This is a genomic window from Mesorhizobium sp. LjNodule214, from assembly GCF_964252735.1.
Classification (GTDB): Bacteria; Pseudomonadota; Alphaproteobacteria; order Rhizobiales; family Rhizobiaceae; genus Mesorhizobium.
Genome location: NZ_CAXUPE020000002.1, coordinates 1,853,830 through 1,875,622 on the forward strand (window position 1 = coordinate 1,853,830; position 21,793 = coordinate 1,875,622).

The window sequence follows — 21,793 nt, forward strand, 5'->3', positions numbered from 1 at the left end:
TCTTGGCCGTCCCGTGGCCTTCGCCGTGACGGACCATTCGCATGCGGGCTTCGAGCCCGTCTCATGCGGGCGGGCTTCTAGCCACTTCATTGCGGCTTGTCAATGAAGCACGAAAACTGTGGAAATCCGGCCGTCTCGCAGGGCCCATTTTGGGGCCGTATCAACGCCCGACGCTGGCCATGGCCCGTTTTTCGCGCCGTCGCTGCACCGACGAGGGAATGTTCATGCCTTCCCGGTACTTGGCGACGGTGCGCCGGGCGATGTCGACACCGCTTTCCCTCAGCATATCGACGATGGCGTCGTCGGAAAGCACGTCGACGGACTTTTCCTCGTCGATCAACTGCTTGATGCGGTCACGCACCGCTTCCGAGGAATGGGCATCGCCGCCGCCCGCTGAAGCGATCGAGGCGGTGAAGAAGTAGCGCAACTCGAACACGCCGCGCGGCGTCAGCATGTATTTGTTCGCCGTGACCCGGCTGACGGTCGATTCGTGCATGCCGATGGCGTCCGCCACCGTGCGCAAATTGAGCGGCTTCAGCTGGCGCACGCCATGGACCAGGAAGGCGTCTTGCTGGCGCACGATTTCCGACGCCACCTTGAGGATGGTCTTCGCCCGCTGATCAAGGCTGCGCGTCAGCCAGTTGGCGTTCTGCAGGCACTCGGCCAGGAAATCCTTTTCCGTCTGGTTTTTCGCGTGGCCGGAAACCCGCGCGAAATAGATATGGTCGACCAGCACGCGCGGCAGCGTTTCGGCGTTGAGTTCCACCGTCCAGCTGCCGTCATTGGCCGCCCGCACCTCGACATCGGCAACGATTGCGTCACTGGCGCCGCCCAAAAATGCCGTTCCGGGGCGAGGGTCGAGCGCCCGGATTTCGGCCAGCATGTCGAGAAGATCCTCCTCGTCGACACCGCAGATGCGTTTCAGCGTCTGGAAATCGCGCCGCGCCAAAAGCTCCAGATTGGCGACCAGCGCCTCCATCGCTGGATCGAGCCGGTCGCGCACGGCAAGCTGCAGCGACAGGCATTCCGCGAGGTCACGGGCAAACAGCCCGGCAGGCTCGAATGTCTGGCAAACGCCAAGCACCTTGGCCACCGCCGTCGCGTTCGCGCCGAGACGGGCGGCGATCTCGGCCGTATCGGCGCGCAGATAGCCGGCCTCGTCGAGGCCGTCGGCAAGCTCGCCGGCGATCAGCCGCGCCGCCGGATCGGCGAAGGCAAGGGCGATCTGCTCGCCGACATGCTCGCGCAGCGTGATTGCCGTGGCCGCCATGTCGCCGACGTCGAAGCCTTCGGACGAAGATGCACCGGCACCGTTGCCGGAGGCCGATTTCCACTGCGCCGTGAGGTCGGGTCCGAGCCGTTCGCTGGTGCCAGGATCGTCGGGAAAGAGGTTCTCCAGCGAAGAGTCGAGCTTTTCCGAGATCGCCTCGGCGCTCCATTGCGTCTCGGCTTCGAACCAGTCCCCATCGGCGGCGGGCTCGGGCGCGGCATCGTTCTTCTGCGCCTGGTCGCTCGCCGCATCGTCCTGCGGCTCGGCGCGCTCAAGCAGCGGATTGCGTTCGATCTCGTCGTCGATGAAGCGTTCCAGCTCGACATGGGTGAGCTGCAGCAGCCGAATCGACTGCATCAGCTGCGGCGTCATCACCAGCGACTGGGACTGTCGTAGCTGTAGCTTTGCCGCCAGAGCCATGGTTCGGTTTCAAACGCCCTTCTCTACCCACTGGGAAGTCTACGCATCGGAACAGCGGAGCAATTTTTCCGACCGGGCATAGAGACTGGCCCGGCTTTTGCTTGTCAAGCGAAACGCTAGCAAGAGTCGCTTACCGGAGCGTTATCCGGGCGAAAAATAGCAAAAAACAACCGAGAATTGCCCCAATTCACTGCGGGGAAACGTATTTTACGCTCAGAGCGTAAAACCCTCGCCGAGATAGAGACGCCGCACATCCGCATTGGCGACCACCTCGTCGGCGCGGCCATGCGTCAGCACCTGGCCGGCATGGATGATGTAGGCGCGGTCGATGAGGCCGAGCGTCTCGCGTACATTGTGGTCGGTGATCAGCACGCCGATGCCGCGCGCCGTCAGGTGACGGACAAGCTGCTGGATGTCGGCGACGGCAATCGGGTCGATGCCGGCGAAGGGCTCGTCGAGCAGCATGTAGGCCGGGCGCGTCGCCAGGGCGCGGGCGATTTCGAGGCGACGCCGTTCACCACCGGAAAGCGACAGCGACGGCGCCTTGCGCAGATGGCTGATGTGGAACTCCTCGAGCAGCTCGTCGAGGCTGCGCTCGCGCTCCTTGCGGCTCTTTTCAACCACTTCGAGCACGGCGCGGATGTTCTGTTCGACGCTCAGGCCACGGAAGATCGACGCTTCCTGGGGCAGGTAGCCAATGCCAAGTCGGGCACGACGGTACATCGGCATCGAGGTGACGTCGAAGCCATCGATCTCGATCGTGCCTTCATCCACCGGCACCAGGCCGGTGACCATGTAGAAACAGGTCGTCTTGCCGGCGCCGTTGGGGCCGAGCAGCCCGACCGCCTCGCCGGCGCGCACGCCGATGGTCACGCCGCTGACGACCTTGCGGCCCTTGTAGCTCTTGGTCAGGCCCTTGGCGATCAAGGTGCCCTTGAACTTCGCGGAATCGACGTTGGCCGTGGCCGGTGTCCCCAACTTGCCGGCGGCCCGCCCCGGAAGGCGGGCCAGCAGCGACGCTACGCCGGCCATTAGTTCTTCGGCGCTCCCTGCTTCGGCGGCGGCGTCATCGACATGATGACGCGCCCGCCGCAGCCGTCGACATTGGCAAGGCCGGTCTTCATCTGCACGGTGAGCTTGCAGCCCTTGAGCACATTGGGGCCTTGCGACAGCACCACTTCCTTGCCGGACAGAACGAGCACCTGCGTCTTCATGTCGAAAGTGCCGTTGTCGCCGGTGGCGATCTGGTCGTCCGATTTCATATAGACTTTGTTCTCAACCACCAGGTGGTCGATGTTGGCCGAGCCCGTCATCGCCGAGGCTCCTGCGGCCGCGCCCTTTGCGGCATTGGGATCCTTGACATAGTAGACCGTCATCTTGCCGGCCTTGAGCATGGTCGGCCCTTGCGTGACGGTGACGTTGCCGCTGAACACGGCGACGCTGTCCGCCTGGCGGACTTCCAGCTTGTCGCTCTCGATCTGGATCGGCTGGTCGCCCGACAGTTTGAGGCCGGACTGGCTGGTCGCGCCGGACTGTGCGAACGAAGGCACCAGGCCGAGCAGCAGCAGCGCCGATGCCGCGCCCACAAGCCGTGCCGAACTACTGCGACGCATTCGATTCTCCGCTCTTTGCCTCTGCCGCCTTCAGGCTGGCGGCGTCGATGTTGACGCGCACTCTGTTTTCGAAGACCAGGACCTTGCCATTGTCCTGGATCGACATCGTGTCCGCCGTGATCCGCGAGCCGCCACGGCTGACATCGACCGGATCATTCGTCTTCATAGTGCCTTTGCCCATGTCGAGGAAGATCGATTTGAGCTTGGCCTCGATGCCATCCGTTGTCGTCACGGTGACGTCGCTGGTCAGGTTCATCGTGTTACCGTCACGATCGTAGATGCCGCGCGTTGCGTTGACCGTCGCTACATTATCGGGCGCCAGCGGCAATTTGGCATTGATGCCTTCCAGATCGATGATGCCTTGCTTGCCGACGTCCTGGATGGCGCGCAGCGCCGTCAGCGAATAGGGCAGCTTCTGCTTGGTGAAGCCGTTGAGCTTGGGGTTGGCCATCACCAGCTTGCCGTCGGAGAAGGCACTGCCGTCGGCCTGCACCGAGATGGACACGGGCGCGGCGAGATAGGAGTAGACCGGAAAGGCAACGGCGATGATGGCCGCAAGCAGCGGCACCGCGAATTTCAGCACACGCACCCGGCGCGAATGCCGCTGCGCGAGGTCGAAGGCGTCACCGCGCGTGCCGGCTGGCGCCGCAGGCGCCAAAGCCGTCTCGGCATTGGTCTGTTCGTTCGATCGCGCTAACATGACTATTTTCTAATAAACCCTTGCCCGCCAAAACACCGCCTATAGGTGGGATGCCGGCCCCCGCAAGCAAGCACAAGCCGAGGAAAACCGCAAAAATATGACGGCCGCTGTCTTACAAACGGAAAAGAAGGCAACACAATTTCCGCACTTCATAGCAGATACGGACAGGCAGCGTAAATTTTTCGTGAAACGCCGCTTCGCAGCCGCAGACAATCCTGCGTCCCGTGCAGACCCTCAGGAAACGGTAGCCGGGCGTTGGCGCTTGCTTTAAAAGCATCCCTTCCCACCGACGTGAGGCTGACCATGGCACTGAGAGCCGACGACCTGATCGACCGCCGCCGTTTGCGCCGCAAGCTGACATTCTGGCGCGTTGCCGCGCTCGGCGTCGCGGCGGCCGCACTGATCGCACTGTCGGCCTGGGTCTACAACGACGACTTCACCGGTTCGGCGGTCGACCACATCGCCAAGGTCAGGATCGAAGGCACCATCACCGAGGACGAGGATCTGATCAAACGGCTGGAAACCATCCGCCAGTCCGCGAAGGTGAAAGGCGTCATCCTGTCGATCGATTCGCCCGGCGGCACCACGGTTGGCGGCGAATCGATCTTCGAAGAGGTACGCAAACTCGCCGGCGACAAGCCGGTGGTGGCGGAAGTCGGGACGCTCGCCGCATCCGCCGGTTACATGATCGCAAGTGCCGCCGACCACATCGTCGCCCGCAAATCCTCCATCGTCGGCTCGATCGGCGTGCTGATCCAGTATCCCGACGTCAGTGGCCTGATGGACAAGCTCGGCATCAAGCTGGAGGAAGTGAAATCCTCGCCGCTGAAGGCTTCGCCCTCACCCTTCAAGCCGACCAATGACGACGAGCGCGCCATGGTCCGCAAGCTCATCCTCGACAGCTACGACTGGTTCGTCGGCATCGTCGCCGAGCGGCGCAAGATGACCCGCGAGCAAGCACTGGCGCTTGCCGACGGCTCGATCTTCACCGGCCGGCAGGCGCTTGCCAACCACCTCATCGACGCGGTCGGTGGCGAGACCGAGGCGATCGACTGGCTGGCGACCAAGGGCGTCGACGCCAAGCTCAAGGTGGTGGAATGGAAGGACACGGAGGGGCGCGGCAGTTTCCTGTTCTCCAGGACAATGGCCAGGACGATCGCCAGCGCGCTCGGCCTGCCGGACGCCGGCGGCGACGTGATTCACGAAATTGGAGCGGACCGCTTGTTTCTTGACGGTCTCGTTTCGGTCTGGCACCCTTGACGGGCCGTTTGGGACGGATGAAAAAGCAAATAAAATCATCCTCATAATTTGACCGCAGTGCTTTCACGGGGACCGTTCTCATGATCAAATCCGAACTTGTGCAGATCATTGCCACGCGCAATCCGCATCTTTTCCTGCGCGACGTCGAAAACATCGTCGGCGCCATTTTCGACGAGATCACCGATGCCCTTGCCGAAGGCAACCGGGTCGAATTGCGCGGTTTCGGCGCTTTTTCGGTGAAAAACCGCCCCGCCCGCACCGGCCGCAACCCGCGCACCGGCGAATCCGTCGAGGTTGAGGAAAAGTGGGTGCCGTTCTTCAAGACCGGCAAGGAGTTGCGTGAAAGGCTGAACGGCGGCAAATAGGCGCCGCGCGGGGTCAACCCGGCCTTTCGACAGGAAACCTTATGTTCAATCGCTTCATGCTCATCGTGGTCTTCGTGCCGCTGGCCGTCATCCTGATCGCGCTGGCCGTCGCCAACCGCGAACTGGTCGCCTTCACGCTGGACCCGTTCAATCCCGGCAACCCGGCGCTGACGCTGACGCTGCCGCTTTTCATCTTCCTGTTCCTGGCTCTCGCCGTCGGCATGGTCGTCGGCAGCCTGGCGACTTGGGTCAAGCAGGGCCGCTACCGCAAGCTGGCGCGTCAGCGCGGCGTCGAGGCCGAAAACCTGCGCCAGGCGGTCAGCCGCGCCCCTGCGGCGCCGCAGGGGCCGGCCCAAGGGACAGCCTTGCCGAAGCCGACGGCCTGAAGCAGGGTTTGGTGCCTTTCGCTCCACGGAGTTTTTCATGCTGACCATTTCGGCCGCCGAGGTCGACCATGCCCTGAGCTTCAAGGGACTGGTCGAGACATTGCGCAGTGCCTTTCGCGACGGCGCCGTGCAGCCGGTCCGCCACCATCACACCGTCGAACGGCCCGATGGTGCGGCCTCGACGCTGCTGCTGATGCCGGCCTGGACCGACTTCAACGCCGCCGGCACCTCGGCGGGCGGCCATATCGGCGTCAAGATCGTCACCGTGTCGCCCGACAACAACGCCATCGGCAAGCCTGCCGTGATGGGGCTTTATCTCCTGCTCGACGGCGCGACCGGCGAGCCCGAGGCCATGATCGACGGCCAGCGGCTGACGCAATGGCGCACCGCTTGTGCCTCGGCGCTGGCCGCCTCCTATCTGGCCCGCGAGGACGCCTCTCGGCTGCTGGTGGTCGGCGCCGGCGCACTGTCGCCGTTCCTCGCCAAGGCGCATTCTTCGGTACGGCCGATCAAGACCATCCGCATCTGGAACCGCACGCCGGCCAATGCCGAAAAGGTCGCCGCCGAATTGCGCGCCGAAGGTCTCCCGGCCAGCGCCGCCGGCGATCTCGATGCCGAACTCGGCGAGGCCGACATCGTCTCGTCGGCGACCATCACGACCGCGCCGCTGATCCGGGGCGCGCTGCTGAAACCAGGCGCCCATGTCGACCTGGTCGGCGGCTTCACTCCGACGATGCGTGAAAGCGACGACGACGCGATTCGGCGGGCCCGCGTCTATGTCGACACCCGCGCCGGCGCCACCAAGGAAGCCGGCGACATCGTCCAGCCGCTGGCCTCCGGCGTGCTGAAACAGGAAGCCATCATCGCCGACCTGCATGAACTGGCACGCGGCGAGAAACAGGGCCGGCAGAGCCCCGACGAGATCACTCTGTTCAAATCGGTCGGCGCCGCACTCGAGGATCTCGCCGCCGGCATCGCCGTCTACAAGGCGCTCAGGCTGAAGTGAGTAGGGCAGTAAGGGAGTAGGAAATAGACCCTCCTACTGCCCTACTGCGGCCTCATGTAGCAAAAGCGCCCAGGAAACGCAGCCGCGCCCACTCCGGCCGGAGACACCCGGTCAGAGACGAAACACCTTGACCTCGTTGCCTCGTTCCAGCCCCTTGTTGGCGACAAAGATTTCCGCCTTGGACAGTTCAATCTCGCGATCGGCGAGAACGCGGAGCATTGCTTCCAACCGTCTCAGCGCTATCACCTTGTTGCGATGCTGCGAGCGCTCGTTTCTCGCCGTGACGACGATACCTGTCGGCAGATGTACGGCGCGTACGGCACTGTCGGTGGTGTTCTGATGCTGCCCGCCGGGACCGCCGGCCCGCAAGGTTTCGAAGCGCACGTCGGAAGGCGCGATCGAAGCCGCGTCAGGCGCAACCTCCGCCAGATCGACCGTCTTCACGCCGACAAACCAGTTCTGACGCTTGTGGCCCCGGCGCACCGGGCTCTTGAAGACGAATTTGACGGTGCCGCAGTACTCCGCCGCCAGCGCGGCCGCGTTCGGGCCTTCGAGACCAAGCAAGGCGGATTTGGCGCCGTGCCGGTCCGGCCTGTGGCCGAATGCGAGATCGATCGCGCATCCACGCCGGCCGGCCTCGCCTTCGATGATACGAACCAGCGCCATCAGCGCGATGCGGCATTCCACGGGACCGCTGCCGGAGGTGACGAGAAGATCAATCGCGGCCATGGCCCGCCCTCCGTTCGGCCCGCTCCCAGGACGGCTTCTTGCGTGTCCGGTCAGGTGGACCTTCGACGGCCTTCTTGTAAGTCACCAACGGTTTCATTGCCGCCAGTGGCACCACAAGGGCGGCCTCACTGAGGTCTCCCACCACCTGGCCGGCATCCTTGTAGGCGGAAGCCGCCTCCTCGATGACCAGGTTGCGATCGTCGCAGATCAATTGCCCGCCCCACGCGTTTCTCAGCAAGGCGTCGCGCTCCGACCTGTTGCGCCCGACACGGCCATGCATCGTGGCGCGGTCGTATTTTCGGCCGGCGCCATGCGAAATCCCGCCCAGCGACGAACCGGAGCCGTCGAGGGCCTGCACGACATAGCTCAGGCTTGCCCGCGACCCGGCGATCGGGGCGATGTCTCCGGCGGAAACCGCTGCCGAGCCCTTGTGGTGCACCAGGCCGTCGCCCCTATCGCGGACAAGGTTGTGCGGGATGTCCGTGACCAGCCGGACCGCGCTGCGCAGTGCGCTTGCCGCGCGCTCCGCGATCAGCCTGCGGTTCAGCGATGCCCAAGCGACGCAGAGATCATGCTGGCGACGCCAGTGGATGCCATCCGCGCTGTCGGGTTCCAGTCCGGCGGCGATCGCCGATTGGAGATCGAGCATCTGTCCGAAGACAAACGCGCCGAGCCCGCGTGAACCGGAATGCACCAGCAGATATAGCCTCTGGCGATCAAGCAGGCTCTCGCCTGCGGCAGTGATCGTCTGGTCAACCGCCTGCAGCTCGCAGAAATGGTTGCCGCCGCCGATCGTGCCCAACGCCTCTGGATAGAGATCCCTCGGCAGATTGGAGCCGGCGAGCGCCTCGGCCGGATCGAAGACATCCTCGGCCTCGATCTGGCGCAGCCGCTCGGCGGCCTTGTCGATCCGGAGCTTGCGCAGTGGCAGATCGAGCTCGAACATCGACATGCCGCAGCCGATGTCATTGCCGATCAGCTGCGGGTGCAGCCGCTTCGACAGCACGGCAATGCCGGTCGGGCCGTATTTGCCGGGATGCAGGTCTGGAAAGGCCGCAACCGAGGTGACGCCGGGCAAGGCCGCGACGGTCTTCAGTTGTTCGAGCGCCGCGCCCTCGATCCATGTCTGCGGCGAAAAACAATGCTGGATATTCGCAGCCGGCGCGGCGCATGACGAAGAGGGGCCGGAGCCCCTGATAAAATTGCCCATAATGGAACACTTCTGGATACAGGTCTGGGATCGGACACCTTCAGGCATCCGTTCGACCGGCGGCAGTCAGCAAAATGCTGGCTTACGCCGAAACCCCTGCGGGGTGCGCGGTGAAGATGTTCGTCATCCTTCGCTCCCATTCCAGAAACAACAATGCGGCTCTCATAGACGAAGCGTGCAAAAACACAAGTCCGGACCCGCCAAAGCATGACCATCATCGCGTGTTGCACCGCCGCGGCCCTCATGCCAAAAGCGGGCCGAACCGCCGGAGGCGCATCGTCTTGAAGCATTCGCGCGACAAACGCCGCGACAACCGTCCGCATCACGCCAAGGGCGGGGCGGAGCCGGCACGGTCGCGGCCGGGCGTCGCGGCCCGACCGGAAGCCCAGCAGCAGCGACACGAAACAAAACCGGACGACCGGTCTGAACCGAAATCCACGCCGCGCATCCTTTCCCGCCGCGCCGGCGCCCTGCCAGCCGAACGGCTGCCGCTGATCCTCGAAGTTGCGCCGAATGCCGACTATGCGCTGCTCGACAGCGGCGGCGGGCAAAAACTCGAGCAATATGGCCCCTATCGCATCGTGCGGCCCGAGGGCCAGGCGATCTGGCAGAAGGCGCTACCGGCGAAGGACTGGGAGCGCGCCGATGCCGTCTTCACCGGCGACACAGACGAGGAAGGCATCGGCCGCTGGCGCTTCCCGCGAACGCCGCTCGGCGAGACCTGGCCGATGAAGCATGATGGCATCGACTATCTCGGCCGCTTCACCTCGTTTCGCCATGTCGGCGTCTTTCCCGAGCAGGCTTCGCACTGGGACCATATGGCCGGGCTGATCGCGAAAGCGAAGCGGCCGGTCAAGGTGCTGAACCTGTTCGGCTACACCGGACTTGCCTCCCTGGTTGCGGCCCGCGCCGGGGCCGAGGTCACCCATGTCGATGCCTCAAAAAAGGCGATCGGCTGGGCGCGCGAGAACCAGGAGATGGCAGGGCTCGGCAACAAGCCGATCCGCTGGATCGTCGACGACGCGGTGAAATTCGCCGAACGCGAGGAACGCCGCGGCAGCCGCTACGACATCGTCCTGTTCGACCCGCCCGCCTATGGTCGCGGCCCCAAGGGCGAGGTCTGGCAATTGTTCGAGGACCTGCCTGGGCTGACCGACCTCTGCCGCGCGATCCTGACGCCAAAACCGCTTGCGGTGGTGCTGACCGCCTATTCGATCCGTGCCTCCTTCTTCGCCATCCACGCTTTGATGCGCGACACCTTTGCCGGCATGGGCGGCACGGTCGAATCCGGCGAGCTGATCATCCGCGAGAAGTCCGCCGGCCGCGCGCTGTCGACCTCGCTGTTCTCGCGCTGGGTGGCCTGAATGAGCGAGCGGCACGCAGGCGCGCCAGGGCAGGTGAAGGAAGTCACCAGCCTCGCCAATCCGCTGGTCAAGGACATCAAGGCGCTCGCCTTGAAGAAATTCCGCGACCAGCAGAATGCTTTCATGGCCGAGGGCCTCAAGCTGGTCATCGACGCGCTCGACCTCGGCTGGTCGATCAAGACACTGGTCTTCGCCAAGGCCGGGCGTGGCAATGCGGCGGTCGAAAAGGTCGCGGCGCGCACGGTCGCCGCCGGCGGCACCGTCCTCGAAGTCTCGGAAAAGGTGCTCACCGCCATCACCCGCCGCGACAATCCGCAAATGGTGGTTGGTGTCTTTGCCCAGAAACTCCTGCCGCTCAAGGACATCCGCGCCAGGGATGGCGATGTCTGGGTGGCGCTCGACCGGGTGCGCGACCCCGGCAATCTCGGCACCGTCATCCGCACCGTCGATGCCGTCGGCGCCAAAGGCGTGATCCTGGTCGGCGAAACCACCGATCCGTTCTCCGTCGAGACCGTGCGCGCCACCATGGGCTCGATCTTCGCCGTGCCTGTCGCCAAGGCGACGCCGGAAGCCTTCCTCGCCTGGCGAAAGAGCTTTCCCGGCCTCGTCGCCGGAACGCATCTGAAAGGCGCGGTCGACTACCGCTCGGTCGACTTTGCCAGGGGGCCGGTGCTCCTGCTGATGGGTAACGAGCAGCAGGGCCTGCCCGACAGCCTGGCCGAAAGCTGCGACCGGCTGCTCAGGATTCCGCAGGCCGGCCGCGCGGATTCGCTCAACCTCGCAGTGGCGACAGGCGTCATGCTGTTCGAGATCCGGCGCGGCGCGCTGAAGCTGGGGCCGGACTAGACCATGATCCCGAAAAGTGGCGTCCGGTTTTCGGACAAGATCATGGTCAGGCAAGAGGACACCAAATCGTGAAGTCATGGTCCCCCTACGCCCTGCTGGTCGTCGTCGCCATCGGGCTCGACCAGTGGATAAAACATCTGGTCGAGACCGGCCTCGCCTTCCAGGAGAAGGTCGACCTGGTACCGTTCCTGGCGCTCTTTCGCACCTACAACACCGGCATCGCCTTCTCGATGTTCTCGTCCTTCGGCGACACCGGCCTGGTGGTCATTGCCGCCCTCGTCGTCGCCTTCGTGCTCTATCTCGCAACGCGCACGCCGGCCGGCCATATCGTTTCCCGCACCGGCTTTGCCCTGATCATCGGTGGCGCGCTCGGCAATCTGATCGACCGCGCCGTCTATGGCCACGTCATCGACTACATCCTGTTCCACACGCCGGTTTGGTCCTTTGCCGTCTTCAACCTCGCCGACGCCTTCATCTCGGTCGGCGCTGCATTGGTCGTCTTTGACGAATTGATCGGCTGGCGGCGCGAAGCCAAGCCCCAGGGGCCGGACGCCTGAACGCCCGACTCTCTTGAAAGATTGACCTCGCCGGGCCGCCGCCGCACAGTCCGCCTATTCCAGACCGAGGAGACAAAATGCCCGAAACCTTCAAAGCCATCCTCGTTTCACGCGACGCAGAGAAGAAACAGTCGGTGGCGGTGACCGACCTCACCGAAGCCGAGCTGATGGAAGGCGACGTCACCGTCGCGGTCGAAGCAACGACGGTAAACTACAAGGATGGCCTCGCCATAACGGGCAAGGCGCCGGTCATCCGCCGCTGGCCGCTGGTGCCGGGCATCGATTTCGCCGGCACCGTCATCTCCTCCTCCCATGCCGACTGGCGCAAGGGCGACAAGGTCATCCTGAACGGCTGGGGCGTCGGCGAGACGCATTTCGGCGCCTATGCCGGCCGCGCCCGCGTCAACGGCGACTGGCTGGTGCCGTTGCCTGAGGGCATGAGCCCGCATGATGCGATGGCGGTCGGCACGGCGGGCTACACGGCCATGCTCTGCGTCATCGCCCTGGAGCGGCACGGCATCGTACCCGATCGCGGCCCGGTGGTGGTGACGGGTGCCGCCGGCGGCGTCGGCTCGGTCGCGGTCTCGCTCCTGTCCAGCCTCGGCTACCATGTCATCGCCTCGACCGGCCGCAGTGCCGAAAGCCCCTATCTGATCGATCTCGGGGCCGCCGAAGTGATCTCGCGCGACGAGCTTGCCCAGCCGGCAAAGCCGCTCGCCAAGGAGCGCTGGGCCGGCGGCGTCGACGCGGTCGGCAGCCACACGCTGGCCAATGTTCTGTCGATGACCTCCTATGGTGGCGCGGTCGCCGCCTGTGGCCTGGCCGGCGGCATGGATCTGCCGGCAAGCGTCGCCCCGTTCATCCTGCGCGGCGTCTCATTACTCGGTATCGATTCGGTCATGGCGCCGAAGCCCGTCCGGCTCGAGGCATGGCGCCGCATCGGCACCGATCTCGACCACAAGAAGCTCGCCACCCTGTCCACGACCATCGGATTCGATGGCATTGTCGCGGCCGCGCGCGACATCGTCGACGGCAAGATCAGGGGTCGTGTCGTCGTCGATATGCAGCGCTGACAAGGCAAAACGGCGCGACCGCTAAAATTCGAACGATCCGCCGCAATCTTCCATAATCTCTCTGTGGCAAGGCTTTCCGCATGATCGCGGAATCCGGCATCAGAGCTCTGGGCAGTGCCGAAGGCGTCGACGGGCCAGGCCCCGAGGCGCCAAAGCGGCTGCTTATCGCAGCGCCGCCGCTGATGCCCGCACCGCCGCCAGCCAACCCCGAAGGCCTGCCCTTCCTGACCATCGTCGCCACCGCCGTGCTGGCCGGACTGGCTCACCTGACCGGCGCGCCGATCTTCGTCACCGTCGGTTTGCTGGCGACCGGCCTGGCCGGCCTCGGCATGCACCTGCGAGCCAAGCGCAATGAACGCCGCACGGCGGCCCTGCTCGATGAAACCGCCGCCCGCAGCCGCGCCGAGTTCGAGACGCTGGCCGACCGCATGTGGGAGATGCAGGAGAGCGAGGAGCGCTTCCGCGGGCTGATCGACGCGCTCGGCGATCTCGTCGTCCATCGCGACCGCGACGGCAACATCGTCTATGCCAACAAGGTTTTCGCCGATCTCGTCGAGATCGACCAGCGCCACCTTGCCGGCAAGACCTTGTCCGAGCTTGGCATCGATGTCGGCATCGTTCCCGACGCCGCCTTCTCGGATCACGAGTGCCTGAGCTCCACCGACGTCGCCATTCGCACGCCGAGCGGCCCGCGCTGGTTTTCATGGATCGAGCTGTCGGTACGCGACAAGGACAACGGCGCCGTCTCGCATCGCGCCATCGCCCGCGACATCACCGCCCGCAAGCGCGCTGAATCCTCGCTGATCACCGCCCGCGAGCGGGCCGAATATGCCAGCCAGGCCAAGTCGCGCTTCCTTGCCACCGTCAGCCATGAGATCCGCACGCCGATGAACGGCATCATGGGCATGGCCAAGCTCCTGGTCGACACCGACCTCTCGCCCGAGCAGCGGACCTATGTCGGCGCCGTCTCGACCTCGGCCAGCGCGTTGCTGGCGCTCATCGAGGACCTGCTCGACTATTCCAAGATCGAGGCCGGCCGTTTCGACCCGGAACCGCAGCCGACATCGCTGCGCGAGATCGCCGACAACATCATCGAACTCATGGCGGCGCGCGCCTTCGGCAAGAACATCGGGCTTGGCTGCCATGTCGAGCTCGACGTGCCGCAGATGATCACCGCCGACCCAGGCAGGGTACGCCAGGTGCTGCTCAACCTCATCGGCAACGCCGTCAAGTTCACCGACATCGGTGGCGTGCTGGTGAGCGTGGCGCGGGCGCGCACCGAGACCACCGACCGTATCTGCTTCACGGTCTCCGACACCGGTCCCGGCCTGTGCGAGGAGGACATGGAGCGCATCTTCGAGGAATTCGAGCAGTCCGACGGCACCTCGACCCGGGTGCATGGCGGCGCCGGCCTCGGCCTCGCCATCTCAAGGCGGCTGGTCAACGCCATGGGTGGCTCGATCTCGGTGTCGAGCCGGCTCGGCGAGGGATCCGAATTCGTCTTCGAGCTCCCCGCCACTGCGGCAACCGAGCCGCCGCAGAACCGGCAGAACATCCTGTCCGGCCGCCGCGCCGTGATCGTTTCGAAGAACGCCATCGAGGCCGACGCCATCGCCCGCACCATCCGCGCCCATGGCGGCGCGGTCGATCTGGCGACGACGCTTGCCCAGGCGACACCTTTCGCTGCCGGCTGCGACGTGCTGCTGGTCGATGCGGCGATGGAAAATAGCGATGGACGCCTGCTCAAGCGCTTGCGCCAGAACGGCTTTGCCGATTGCGAGGCGATCACGCTGATCGCGCCGACCGATCGCGGCATGCTCGGCGAGTTCCGCGCCAATGGCTATGCCACCTTCCTGGCCAGGCCGGTGCGCGGCGAGACGCTGCTGCGCGTGCTGTTGACCAGCCACGCGCCGGCCCTCCCCCTGCCGAAATCGGACAAGCACGGCGCCCCGCCCGTGCGTGCCGGCGGTGGCCGCCGCGAGCACGGCCTGTCGGTGCTGATTGCCGAAGACAACGACATCAACGCCATGCTTGCCCGCGCCACGCTTCTCAAGGCCGGGCATCGCGTCAAGGTGGTCGGCAATGGCAAGGCCGCCGTCGAGGCCATCACCGACGCCGGGCTCAAACACCGCTTCGACGTGGTGCTGATGGACCTGCATATGCCGGTGATGGACGGGCTGGACGCGATCGCCGCCATCCGCCGCCATGAAGAGGAAATGGCCGTGCCGCCGGTTCCGATCATGGTTCTGTCAGCCGATAGCCAGGAAAAGACCCGTCACGCCGTGCTCGCCCACGGCGCCAGTGGCTTCGTCACCAAGCCTCTCGACCCCGACGCTCTGGTCCATGCCGTCGAGGGTCAGGTCGCGGCCTGACGTCGCGCATCGGCCGTCTCTCATCACGTAAACGTAGCCGGTTGAGCGTATTCGCCAGCCGACGAAGTATTGCCCGTCGCGCCGTATCACGGTACTGTCACAATCCTGTTGCACCTACCCCGTATCCCCGTGCCAAGAGGGATGGCTCGAAGGAGAATCACTCGTGCATACAGCTATGCCGGAATGTGACACTCGGCCGAACGCCGGCGGCGCCCTGCTCGCCGCGCGGACCGCCGACGCCGTCGCAAATGGGGCACCTCTGGGCCGCATCGGCAACCTCGAAGTGCGCCTGGCGCGCAATGCGGCCGAAATCGCCGCCGCGCAGGAAGTGCGCTACCGGGTATTCTATGACGAGCTTGGCGCCAGGAAGGATCTGTTCCAGGCGCAGGATCGCCGCGACGCCGACCGCTTCGACCCGCTCTGCGATCATCTGCTCGTCCTCGACGCCTCGCTTGCCGGCCCGGAGCACCGCCGCATCGTCGGCACCTACCGGCTGCTGCGGCAGGAGATCGCGGCGACGGCCGGCGGCTTCTATTCCGAAGGCGAATTCGAACTGACCAAGCTGATCGCGCGCCACCCCGGCCAGCGCTTCCTCGAGCTCGGCCGCTCCTGCGTCCTGCCGGAATATCGCTCCAAGCGCACCATCGAGGCGCTGTGGCAAGGCATCTGGGCCTATATCAACCATTACGGCATCGGCGTGATGACCGGCTGTGCCTCGTTCCACGGCATCGTGCCGGCGGCGCATGCCGAGGCGCTCACCTACCTTGCCCATCACTGCCGCACCGACTCGGCCTGGGACGTCAGGGCGGTCGCCGGCCGCTATTGCCCCATGGACCTGATGCCGATCGAGGCGGTGAACGCCAAGGCAGCGATCGCGGCGATGCCGCCGCTGGTCAAGGGCTATTTGCGCGTCGGCGCCCGCATCGGCGATGGCTGCGTCATCGATCACGAATTCTCGACGGTCGACGTGTTCGTGGTCATGCCGGTCAAGGAGATCGGCGCCCGCTACGTCAACTACTATGGCGGGGAAGCCCAGCGCTTCGCAGCCTGAGAGTAGTGAGTAGCGAATAGTGAGTAGTCAGTAGGGCGACGCGCCGAGCTATCGCTCTCAGTACTCACTACTCCTCACGGAATGTCTTCCGGCCTCCGGCCGGGCCGGCTCTTGTAGGCCGGAAACGACCAGCCGAATTTGAGAGCCCCGCCGCGCACCAGGAAGGCAGTCGCGAAGCCTAGCAGGCCGGAAGCCAGCGCCGGCAGGCCGGCAAGGTCGCCGAGCGTGAAAAGCGTGGCGCCTGCGAGTGCCGCCGTGACATAGATTTCAGGCCTGAGCAGTACGGTAGGCTCTCCGGCCAGCAGATCACGCAATATGCCGCCGAAGGTCGCCGTGAGCACGCCGGTGATTACGGACACGACAGGTGAACCGGTGATCGCAAGGCCCTTGGCGGCGCCCATCACCGAAAAGGCGGCGAGGCCTACGGCATCGAGCCAGAGCAGCAATTTCCAGCGGGATTCAACCCGGTGCGCGCTGAAGAAGACCAGCACCGCCACCGCTGCGCAGATTAGCACATAGCTGGAGTTGGCGACCCAGAACACTGGCAGGTTGAGGATGACGTCGCGAAACGTGCCGCCTCCGATGGCGGTAACGCTGGCCAGGAACAGGAAGCCGATAATGTCGAGCTGCTTGCGCGAAGCCGCAAGCGCCCCGGTCGCCGCAAAGACGGCCACGCCGGCATAGTCGAGAAGGTCGATCGGATTCATGGGCGCGGAGGTGAGTAGTGAATAAGTGAGTAGCGATGAATAGCACGAAGCCGCACGGTTGTACCGGCTTCGCTATTCCCTACTTGCTACTGACTATTCCCTACTCACTACTCCTCACGCATCTTTCTCGGCCTGCTCATTCACCGGCCCGGGCTCGACCGGCGCTTCGGCCGCCGCTTGCTTGGGGCCACCCTTGGCGACGCCGACCATCGCTGGCCTGAGCACGCGCTCGCCGATCGAATAGCCCGGCTGCACCACCTGGACGACGGTCCCGGCGGGAACCTCGGGATTGGGCACCTCGAACATCGCCTGATGGAAATTCGGGTCGAACTTCTCGCCTTCCGGTGCGAGCTTCTTCACCCCATGCCGCTCCAGCGCCGACAGCATGGCGCGCTCGGTGAGGTCGACGCCCTCGATCAGCGCCTTGAAACCGGCATCGCCCGCAGCCTTGGCCTCGTCCGGGACGGCATCGAGCGCACGGCGCAGATTGTCCGACACCGACAGCATGTCGCGGGCGAAGTTGGCGACCGCATAGGTGCGCGCGTCATGCACGTCGCGCGCGGTGCGGCGGCGCAGATTCTCCATCTCGGCGGCAACGCGCAAGGCGCGATCCTTCAGCTCCTCGTTTTCCTTCAGCAGCCGCACAAGCGCTTCATAGTCTCCGTCGACGCTGCCTTCGGTACGTTCGCCCGCCGCTTCAGTGGCTTCGATTTCCTCGGGCGCGCGTTCGTCTTTTGCCTGGTCGCTCATCGCCGTTTCCCGTCATTTTCGAATGGTCTGGATTTGCGCCCGATATCGAGGTTTGGCGGCCAAAAATCAAGGGGCAAGCCATATCGGGGCTGCCCTCGGTCTTTCGCTATTAATTCAAGTTTTACCGTAACGGCCGGCTTTTCTTGCAAGGCCGCCGCAATGCGGGAACCATTACCGCTCTGGAGGAGTTTCGAAGCCGACACAGGATTTTGGGACAATGACAGGCAATAAGCGCCACAGGCGCGAAGAACTCGCCGCCGATATCAAGCGCCAGATGGGCACCGAGGCCACGAAGCGGTTCCTACGCACGCTGCCGGCATTCCGCCTGCAGGCCGATCTGCCCGAGCATCTCAGGGAACTGCTCGACCGCCTTGAGGGGGCGGAGGCCAGCGTGGCCGGCGGCGAGCGCCGGTAGCCCGACCGGCTGCGACCGCCGATTCGTCTTCGGCAACGGCCTCGGGCATCGCGCGGCAATTACGCGCAGTAATTTTGCGTGAGCTTTGCCTTGCGGCGGCGAAGCCTGTTGCCTATGCTTCCTGATGAACATGATTTCCCCTGAGGCGGTTGCCAACAGCAAGCGCGCCTGGTTGAAGATTCTGGCGCGCTACAAAAAGCCTGACCGGCGACGCAGCGCGCTTGAACTCGCCATCACCCTCATCCCCTTCGTCACGCTCTGGGCGCTCTCCTCGGCCGCCTATTCCTACGGCCACTGGTGGGGTTTGATCCTCATTCTTCCCGCGGCCGGGTTCCTGGTGCGCATCTTCATGATCCAGCACGATTGCGGCCATGGCTCCTTCTTCGCCAATCGCTATGCGGACGACTGGATCGGCCGAGCGCTCGGCGTCCTGACGCTGACGCCCTATGATTGCTGGCGGCGCGCTCACGCCACCCATCACGCCAGCGCCGGCAACCTCGACGAGCGCGGCATGGGCGACATCAAGACCCTGACCGTCGCTGAATATCGGCAGATGTCATGGCGGGGCCGGCTTGCCTACCGGCTCTATCGCCATCCGCTGGTCATGTTCGGCCTCGGACCGATCTGGCTTTTCATCTTCGAGCAAAGGCTGCCGGTCGGCATGATGCGGGGTGGCCTGACGCCCTGGGTGTCGTCGATGACGACCAATCTCGGCATCGCGCTTGCCGCCGCGATCCTCATCTGGTTCGTCGGACTAGGCGCGTTCCTGGTCGTCCACTTGCCGATCGTGATCCTCGCCGGTTCGGCCGGCGTCTGGCTGTTCTACGTCCAGCACCAGTTCGAGGAGACAGAGTGGGCGAAGGATTCCGAATGGGAATTCCAGCATGCCGCGCTGCATGGATCGTCCTACTACGACCTGCCGGCCGTGCTGAACTGGTTCACCGGCAATATCGGCGTCCACCACGTCCACCATCTCTCGGCCAAGGTGCCGTGCTACCGGCTTCCGGAAGTGCTGCGGGATTATCCGGAACTGCGCGGCATCGGCCGCGTCACGCTTCTCGACAGCCTGCGCTGCGTCAAGCTGGCGCTGTGGGATGAAAACCGCCGCAAGCTGGTGTCGTTCCGCGAAGCGCGGATGGCCGCGTAGAACAGACCGCCGCACTAGCGGTGCGGCGGGTTCCTCAAGCCTTGTTCAGGCCGCCTTGCGGTCGTCGCGCATCAGGGCCTTGCCGTCGCGGATCTCGGTGCCGAGCACCTTGAGGCATTCGCGCATGAAGGCGGCGAGGCCCGGCCAGCCCTTGGCCGACACCAGGTTGCCATCGACATGGGCGCCGGTCGGCGCGACGTCGATGTAGATCCCGCCGGCGAGCGTCACTTCCGGCTCGCAATATTGCAGCGCCGCGACTTCCCTGCCGCGCACCACGCCGTCGACCGCGATCAGAATCTGCACGCCGTGGCAGATGGTGAAGATCGGCTTGCCGGTCTCATGGAAATGCCTGACCAGCGCCTGCACCCGCTTGTCGATGCGGATATATTCCGGCCCGCGCCCGCCGGCCGCATAGACGGCGTCGTATTCGGCCGGATTCACCTCAGCGAAGGTCTTGTTGAGGATGTAGTCGTGGCCGAGCTTTTCCGTATAGGTCTGATGGCCTTCGAAATCGTGCAGCGACGTCTTCAATATGTCGCCGGCCTTCTTGTCCGGGCACACAACATGCACCGTATGGCCAACCGCATGCATGGCCTGTTCGAAGACGAAAATCTCGTATTCCTCGCTGAACTCGCCAACGAGCATCAATATCTTCTTGCCTGCCATACCGGTTCCTCCCCTGCTGGCGATTTATGTCGGATCGCGAAATAATAGACTTATCCTAAGGGCAAGAAGGCGAAAGGAAAAGCGCAAATCGCACAATTGGTCTGACCAGATTGATTTGCGCTTGCTAAAAATCCAGCCAGACCCTTGGCCTTGCCGTCCGCACGGCAATCCTGGTCCGACCACTGACAACCGATCAGGCGGCGGCACGGATCATGTCCGCCGCCTTTTCGGCGATCATGATCGTCGGCGCATTGGTGTTGCCGCCGATCAGTGTCGGCATCACCGAAGCATCGACGACGCGCAGCCCCTGCATCCCCCTCACCTTGAGTTGCGGATCGACGACGGCCATGTCGTCGACGCCCATCCTGCAGGTGCCGACCGGATGGTAGATCGTGTCGGCGCGTGCCTTTATATGCGCCATCAACTCGGCATCGCTTGAAGCGCCGGCGGTGTAGATTTCCTTGCGGCGGTATTTCGCCAGCGCCGGCGCCTCCAATATGCCGCGCATCGTCTTGACCCCCTTGAGCAGAAGCGCGGCATCGCGTTCGTCCTCGAGAAAGCGCGGGTCGATGCGCGGCGGCGCCAGCGGGTTCGGAGCCGACAGACCGACCTCGCCGCGCGAATAGGGCCTGAGCACGCAGACATGGCAGGAAAAGCCGTAGCCCATATGCAGCTTGCGGCCGTGGTCGTCGACGATGGCGATGCAGAAATGCAGTTGCAGGTCTGGCCTGTCGATCGCCGGATCGGATTTGAGGAAAGCGCCGGCTTCGGCATAGGGCGTGGCGATCATGCCGGTGCCGTCCTGGCGCCAGCGCAGCATATGCCTGAGCATTCCAGGCGTGCCGCGCAGGCCGATGCCCATCATGTCGGCATCTTTTGACGTCCAGGCCATGATGAAATCGAGATGATCCTGCAGGTTCTTGCCGACGCCGGGCACCTCATGGACGACCGGAATGCCGTGCATCGCCAGTTCGGCCGCCGGGCCGATGCCGGACAACAACAGCAGCTGCGGCGAGCCGAAGGCGCCGCCGCAGACAATGACCTCGCGCTTGGCTTGCGCCACCGCCTCGTTCTTGCCCACGCGGTAGCGCAGGCCCGTGGCGCGCTTGCCGTCGAGGACGATGCCGGTGGCATGCGCTCCGGTGACAACGGTCAGGTTCGGCCGGTGCATGGCCGGATGCAGATAGGCGGCAGCCGCCGAGCAGCGCTCGCCATTGCGGCGCTCACCCCAGAATTGCGTCACCTGATAGAGCCCCGCCCCTTCCTGCTCGGCTCCGTTGAAATCGTCATTGCGGCGGATCTGGTTTTCGCCGCAGGCCTCGACAAAGGCGCGGGCGACGGGACGCGGCTCCTGCTGCTCGCCGACCCGCAACGGCCCGTCGCCGCCATGCAGCGCGTCTGCGCCGCGCTGATTGCCTTCGGCGCGCCTGAAATAGGGCAACACCTCCTCCCACGACCAGCCGTCGCAGCCGAGGTCGGCCCATCCGTCATAGTCGCTGCGGTGCCCGCGAATGTAGAGCATAGCGTTGATGGCGCTGGAGCCGCCGAGCGTCTTGCCGCGCGGTTGGTAGCCCTTGCGGCCGCCAAGCCCTTGCTGCGGCACCGTCTCGAAAGCCCAGTTGTTGATCCTCGGCCGCCCCGGCAGCAGCGCAATGACGCCCGCCGGCGCGCGGATGAACAAATCCTTGCCGGCGCCGCCGGCTTCGATCAGGCAGACCGTTTTGGAGGGATCTTCAGAGAGCCTTGCAGCCAGCGTGCAGCCGGCGGAACCGCCACCGGCAATGACATAGTCGTAGCGCATGGTCTCCTCCCGATCATCCGGCGGATGTTTCCGTCCGGATGTCCAAGAGAAGGCCCGCTTGCGAGCATTGTAAAGACGTCAGCGC

The 21,793-nt window shown here is 64.7% G+C and carries 22 protein-coding genes; 12 read left to right on the forward strand and 10 right to left on the reverse strand.

Annotated features, from left to right (window positions below):
• Nucleotides 1–160: 160 nt before the first annotated feature.
• The 4 genes from rpoN to lptC all read right to left on the reverse strand — a co-directional run bounded on the left by rpoN (nucleotide 161) and on the right by lptC (nucleotide 4,003).
• Complete coding sequence (gene rpoN / locus ACSQ3Z_RS22780) at nucleotides 161–1,690, reverse strand: RNA polymerase factor sigma-54 (protein ID WP_436173510.1); 1,530 nt, start codon at nucleotides 1,688–1,690, stop codon at nucleotides 161–163.
• Between the two features lie 213 nt (nucleotides 1,691–1,903).
• Nucleotides 1,904–2,722 (reverse strand): LPS export ABC transporter ATP-binding protein, encoded by an 819-nt coding sequence (gene lptB, locus ACSQ3Z_RS22785; protein WP_006200390.1) that lies wholly within the window; start codon nucleotides 2,720–2,722, stop codon nucleotides 1,904–1,906.
• On the reverse strand, nucleotides 2,722–3,303 hold the full coding sequence (locus tag ACSQ3Z_RS22790; RefSeq protein ID WP_436173511.1) for an LptA/OstA family protein: 582 nt from the start codon (nucleotides 3,301–3,303) through the stop codon (nucleotides 2,722–2,724). The genes lptB and ACSQ3Z_RS22790 overlap by 1 nt, the downstream gene beginning before the upstream one ends.
• Complete coding sequence (gene lptC / locus ACSQ3Z_RS22795; protein ID WP_436173512.1) at nucleotides 3,290–4,003, reverse strand: LPS export ABC transporter periplasmic protein LptC; 714 nt, start codon at nucleotides 4,001–4,003, stop codon at nucleotides 3,290–3,292. Before lptC ends, ACSQ3Z_RS22790 begins: the two co-directional genes overlap by 14 nt.
• A gap of 303 nt (nucleotides 4,004–4,306) precedes the next feature.
• On the opposite strand from lptC, the gene sppA reads away from it, so the two are divergent.
• The 4 genes from sppA to ACSQ3Z_RS22815 all read left to right on the forward strand — a co-directional run bounded on the left by sppA (nucleotide 4,307) and on the right by ACSQ3Z_RS22815 (nucleotide 7,020).
• A complete protein-coding gene (gene sppA, locus ACSQ3Z_RS22800; RefSeq protein ID WP_436173513.1) occupies nucleotides 4,307–5,263 on the forward strand; it encodes a signal peptide peptidase SppA in 957 nt (318 codons plus the stop codon).
• An 80-nt stretch (nucleotides 5,264–5,343) separates the two neighbouring features.
• Nucleotides 5,344–5,628: an integration host factor subunit beta gene (locus ACSQ3Z_RS22805; RefSeq protein ID WP_006200394.1), complete on the forward strand. Its 285-nt coding sequence runs from the start codon at nucleotides 5,344–5,346 to the stop codon at nucleotides 5,626–5,628.
• A 41-nt stretch (nucleotides 5,629–5,669) separates the two neighbouring features.
• Nucleotides 5,670–6,014: a DUF1049 domain-containing protein gene (locus ACSQ3Z_RS22810; protein WP_120013965.1), complete on the forward strand. Its 345-nt coding sequence runs from the start codon at nucleotides 5,670–5,672 to the stop codon at nucleotides 6,012–6,014.
• A gap of 37 nt (nucleotides 6,015–6,051) precedes the next feature.
• Nucleotides 6,052–7,020, forward strand: a complete 969-nt coding sequence (locus ACSQ3Z_RS22815; protein ID WP_436173514.1) for an ornithine cyclodeaminase family protein — start codon at nucleotides 6,052–6,054, stop codon at nucleotides 7,018–7,020.
• Nucleotides 7,021–7,131: 111 nt separating this feature from the next.
• On the opposite strand, the gene prfH is transcribed toward ACSQ3Z_RS22815, so the two are convergent.
• Both prfH and ACSQ3Z_RS22825 read right to left on the reverse strand, forming a co-directional pair.
• The gene (gene prfH, locus ACSQ3Z_RS22820) at nucleotides 7,132–7,749 is read right to left on the reverse strand and encodes a peptide chain release factor H (protein ID WP_436173515.1); all 618 of its coding nucleotides are present in this window, start codon (nucleotides 7,747–7,749) and stop codon (nucleotides 7,132–7,134) included.
• Nucleotides 7,736–8,959: an RNA ligase RtcB family protein gene (locus tag ACSQ3Z_RS22825; RefSeq protein WP_436173516.1), complete on the reverse strand. Its 1,224-nt coding sequence runs from the start codon at nucleotides 8,957–8,959 to the stop codon at nucleotides 7,736–7,738. The genes prfH and ACSQ3Z_RS22825 overlap by 14 nt, the downstream gene beginning before the upstream one ends.
• A 281-nt stretch (nucleotides 8,960–9,240) precedes the next feature.
• Between ACSQ3Z_RS22825 and ACSQ3Z_RS22830 the strand changes: the two genes are divergently transcribed.
• The 6 genes from ACSQ3Z_RS22830 to ACSQ3Z_RS22855 all read left to right on the forward strand — a co-directional run bounded on the left by ACSQ3Z_RS22830 (nucleotide 9,241) and on the right by ACSQ3Z_RS22855 (nucleotide 16,222).
• The gene (locus ACSQ3Z_RS22830) at nucleotides 9,241–10,323 is read left to right on the forward strand and encodes an RsmD family RNA methyltransferase (protein ID WP_436173517.1); all 1,083 of its coding nucleotides are present in this window, start codon (nucleotides 9,241–9,243) and stop codon (nucleotides 10,321–10,323) included.
• Nucleotides 10,324–11,169, forward strand: coding sequence for a TrmH family RNA methyltransferase (locus tag ACSQ3Z_RS22835; protein ID WP_436173518.1), 846 nt, complete (start codon nucleotides 10,324–10,326; stop codon nucleotides 11,167–11,169). It abuts the gene before it with no gap.
• A 68-nt stretch (nucleotides 11,170–11,237) separates the two neighbouring features.
• Complete coding sequence (lspA, locus tag ACSQ3Z_RS22840) at nucleotides 11,238–11,726, forward strand: signal peptidase II (RefSeq protein ID WP_436173519.1); 489 nt, start codon at nucleotides 11,238–11,240, stop codon at nucleotides 11,724–11,726.
• 77 nt (nucleotides 11,727–11,803) lie between these two features.
• The gene (gene acuI, locus ACSQ3Z_RS22845) at nucleotides 11,804–12,799 is read left to right on the forward strand and encodes an acrylyl-CoA reductase (NADPH) (RefSeq protein ID WP_436173520.1); all 996 of its coding nucleotides are present in this window, start codon (nucleotides 11,804–11,806) and stop codon (nucleotides 12,797–12,799) included.
• 80 nt (nucleotides 12,800–12,879) lie between these two features.
• The gene (locus tag ACSQ3Z_RS22850; protein ID WP_436173521.1) at nucleotides 12,880–15,171 is read left to right on the forward strand and encodes a response regulator; all 2,292 of its coding nucleotides are present in this window, start codon (nucleotides 12,880–12,882) and stop codon (nucleotides 15,169–15,171) included.
• 175 nt (nucleotides 15,172–15,346) lie between these two features.
• Nucleotides 15,347–16,222 (forward strand): GNAT family N-acetyltransferase, encoded by an 876-nt coding sequence (locus ACSQ3Z_RS22855; RefSeq protein ID WP_436173965.1) that lies wholly within the window; start codon nucleotides 15,347–15,349, stop codon nucleotides 16,220–16,222.
• 74 nt (nucleotides 16,223–16,296) lie between these two features.
• Here ACSQ3Z_RS22855 and ACSQ3Z_RS22860 read toward each other — a convergent pair whose 3' ends face one another.
• Both ACSQ3Z_RS22860 and grpE read right to left on the reverse strand, forming a co-directional pair.
• On the reverse strand, nucleotides 16,297–16,929 hold the full coding sequence (locus ACSQ3Z_RS22860; RefSeq protein ID WP_436173522.1) for a trimeric intracellular cation channel family protein: 633 nt from the start codon (nucleotides 16,927–16,929) through the stop codon (nucleotides 16,297–16,299).
• A 114-nt stretch (nucleotides 16,930–17,043) separates the two neighbouring features.
• On the reverse strand, nucleotides 17,044–17,679 hold the full coding sequence (gene grpE / locus ACSQ3Z_RS22865; RefSeq protein WP_436173523.1) for a nucleotide exchange factor GrpE: 636 nt from the start codon (nucleotides 17,677–17,679) through the stop codon (nucleotides 17,044–17,046).
• Between the two features lie 217 nt (nucleotides 17,680–17,896).
• Here grpE and ACSQ3Z_RS22870 point away from each other — a divergent pair, with 217 nt between their 5' ends.
• A complete protein-coding gene (locus ACSQ3Z_RS22870; RefSeq protein WP_436173524.1) occupies nucleotides 17,897–18,094 on the forward strand; it encodes a hypothetical protein in 198 nt (65 codons plus the stop codon).
• 124 nt (nucleotides 18,095–18,218) lie between these two features.
• On the forward strand, nucleotides 18,219–19,241 hold the full coding sequence (locus tag ACSQ3Z_RS22875; RefSeq protein ID WP_120013950.1) for a fatty acid desaturase: 1,023 nt from the start codon (nucleotides 18,219–18,221) through the stop codon (nucleotides 19,239–19,241).
• A 45-nt stretch (nucleotides 19,242–19,286) separates the two neighbouring features.
• Here ACSQ3Z_RS22875 and ACSQ3Z_RS22880 read toward each other — a convergent pair whose 3' ends face one another.
• Together ACSQ3Z_RS22880 and ACSQ3Z_RS22885 are read right to left on the reverse strand one after the other, a co-directional pair.
• Nucleotides 19,287–19,907: a DJ-1/PfpI family protein gene (locus tag ACSQ3Z_RS22880; RefSeq protein ID WP_436173525.1), complete on the reverse strand. Its 621-nt coding sequence runs from the start codon at nucleotides 19,905–19,907 to the stop codon at nucleotides 19,287–19,289.
• A gap of 193 nt (nucleotides 19,908–20,100) precedes the next feature.
• Complete coding sequence (locus ACSQ3Z_RS22885) at nucleotides 20,101–21,708, reverse strand: GMC family oxidoreductase (protein WP_436173526.1); 1,608 nt, start codon at nucleotides 21,706–21,708, stop codon at nucleotides 20,101–20,103.
• Nucleotides 21,709–21,793 lie beyond the last annotated feature (85 nt).

Coding starts and splice junctions, on each gene's coding strand:
- rpoN (WP_436173510.1), bottom strand. CDS start 1,690: ATGGCTCTGGCGGCAAAGCTACAGCTACGACAGTCCCAGTCGCTGGTG.
- grpE (WP_436173523.1), bottom strand. CDS start 17,679: ATGAGCGACCAGGCAAAAGACGAACGCGCGCCCGAGGAAATCGAAGCC.
- acuI (WP_436173520.1), top strand. CDS start 11,804: ATGCCCGAAACCTTCAAAGCCATCCTCGTTTCACGCGACGCAGAGAAG.
- ACSQ3Z_RS22880 (WP_436173525.1), bottom strand. CDS start 19,907: ATGGCAGGCAAGAAGATATTGATGCTCGTTGGCGAGTTCAGCGAGGAA.
- lptC (WP_436173512.1), bottom strand. CDS start 4,003: ATGTTAGCGCGATCGAACGAACAGACCAATGCCGAGACGGCTTTGGCG.
- lptB (WP_006200390.1), bottom strand. CDS start 2,722: ATGGCCGGCGTAGCGTCGCTGCTGGCCCGCCTTCCGGGGCGGGCCGCC.
- ACSQ3Z_RS22790 (WP_436173511.1), bottom strand. CDS start 3,303: ATGCGTCGCAGTAGTTCGGCACGGCTTGTGGGCGCGGCATCGGCGCTG.
- ACSQ3Z_RS22810 (WP_120013965.1), top strand. CDS start 5,670: ATGTTCAATCGCTTCATGCTCATCGTGGTCTTCGTGCCGCTGGCCGTC.
- ACSQ3Z_RS22875 (WP_120013950.1), top strand. CDS start 18,219: ATGAACATGATTTCCCCTGAGGCGGTTGCCAACAGCAAGCGCGCCTGG.
- sppA (WP_436173513.1), top strand. CDS start 4,307: ATGGCACTGAGAGCCGACGACCTGATCGACCGCCGCCGTTTGCGCCGC.
- ACSQ3Z_RS22805 (WP_006200394.1), top strand. CDS start 5,344: ATGATCAAATCCGAACTTGTGCAGATCATTGCCACGCGCAATCCGCAT.
- ACSQ3Z_RS22885 (WP_436173526.1), bottom strand. CDS start 21,708: ATGCGCTACGACTATGTCATTGCCGGTGGCGGTTCCGCCGGCTGCACG.
- ACSQ3Z_RS22855 (WP_436173965.1), top strand. CDS start 15,347: ATGCCGGAATGTGACACTCGGCCGAACGCCGGCGGCGCCCTGCTCGCC.
- ACSQ3Z_RS22850 (WP_436173521.1), top strand. CDS start 12,880: ATGATCGCGGAATCCGGCATCAGAGCTCTGGGCAGTGCCGAAGGCGTC.
- ACSQ3Z_RS22870 (WP_436173524.1), top strand. CDS start 17,897: ATGACAGGCAATAAGCGCCACAGGCGCGAAGAACTCGCCGCCGATATC.
- ACSQ3Z_RS22860 (WP_436173522.1), bottom strand. CDS start 16,929: ATGAATCCGATCGACCTTCTCGACTATGCCGGCGTGGCCGTCTTTGCG.
- ACSQ3Z_RS22815 (WP_436173514.1), top strand. CDS start 6,052: ATGCTGACCATTTCGGCCGCCGAGGTCGACCATGCCCTGAGCTTCAAG.
- ACSQ3Z_RS22835 (WP_436173518.1), top strand. CDS start 10,324: ATGAGCGAGCGGCACGCAGGCGCGCCAGGGCAGGTGAAGGAAGTCACC.
- prfH (WP_436173515.1), bottom strand. CDS start 7,749: ATGGCCGCGATTGATCTTCTCGTCACCTCCGGCAGCGGTCCCGTGGAA.
- ACSQ3Z_RS22825 (WP_436173516.1), bottom strand. CDS start 8,959: ATGGGCAATTTTATCAGGGGCTCCGGCCCCTCTTCGTCATGCGCCGCG.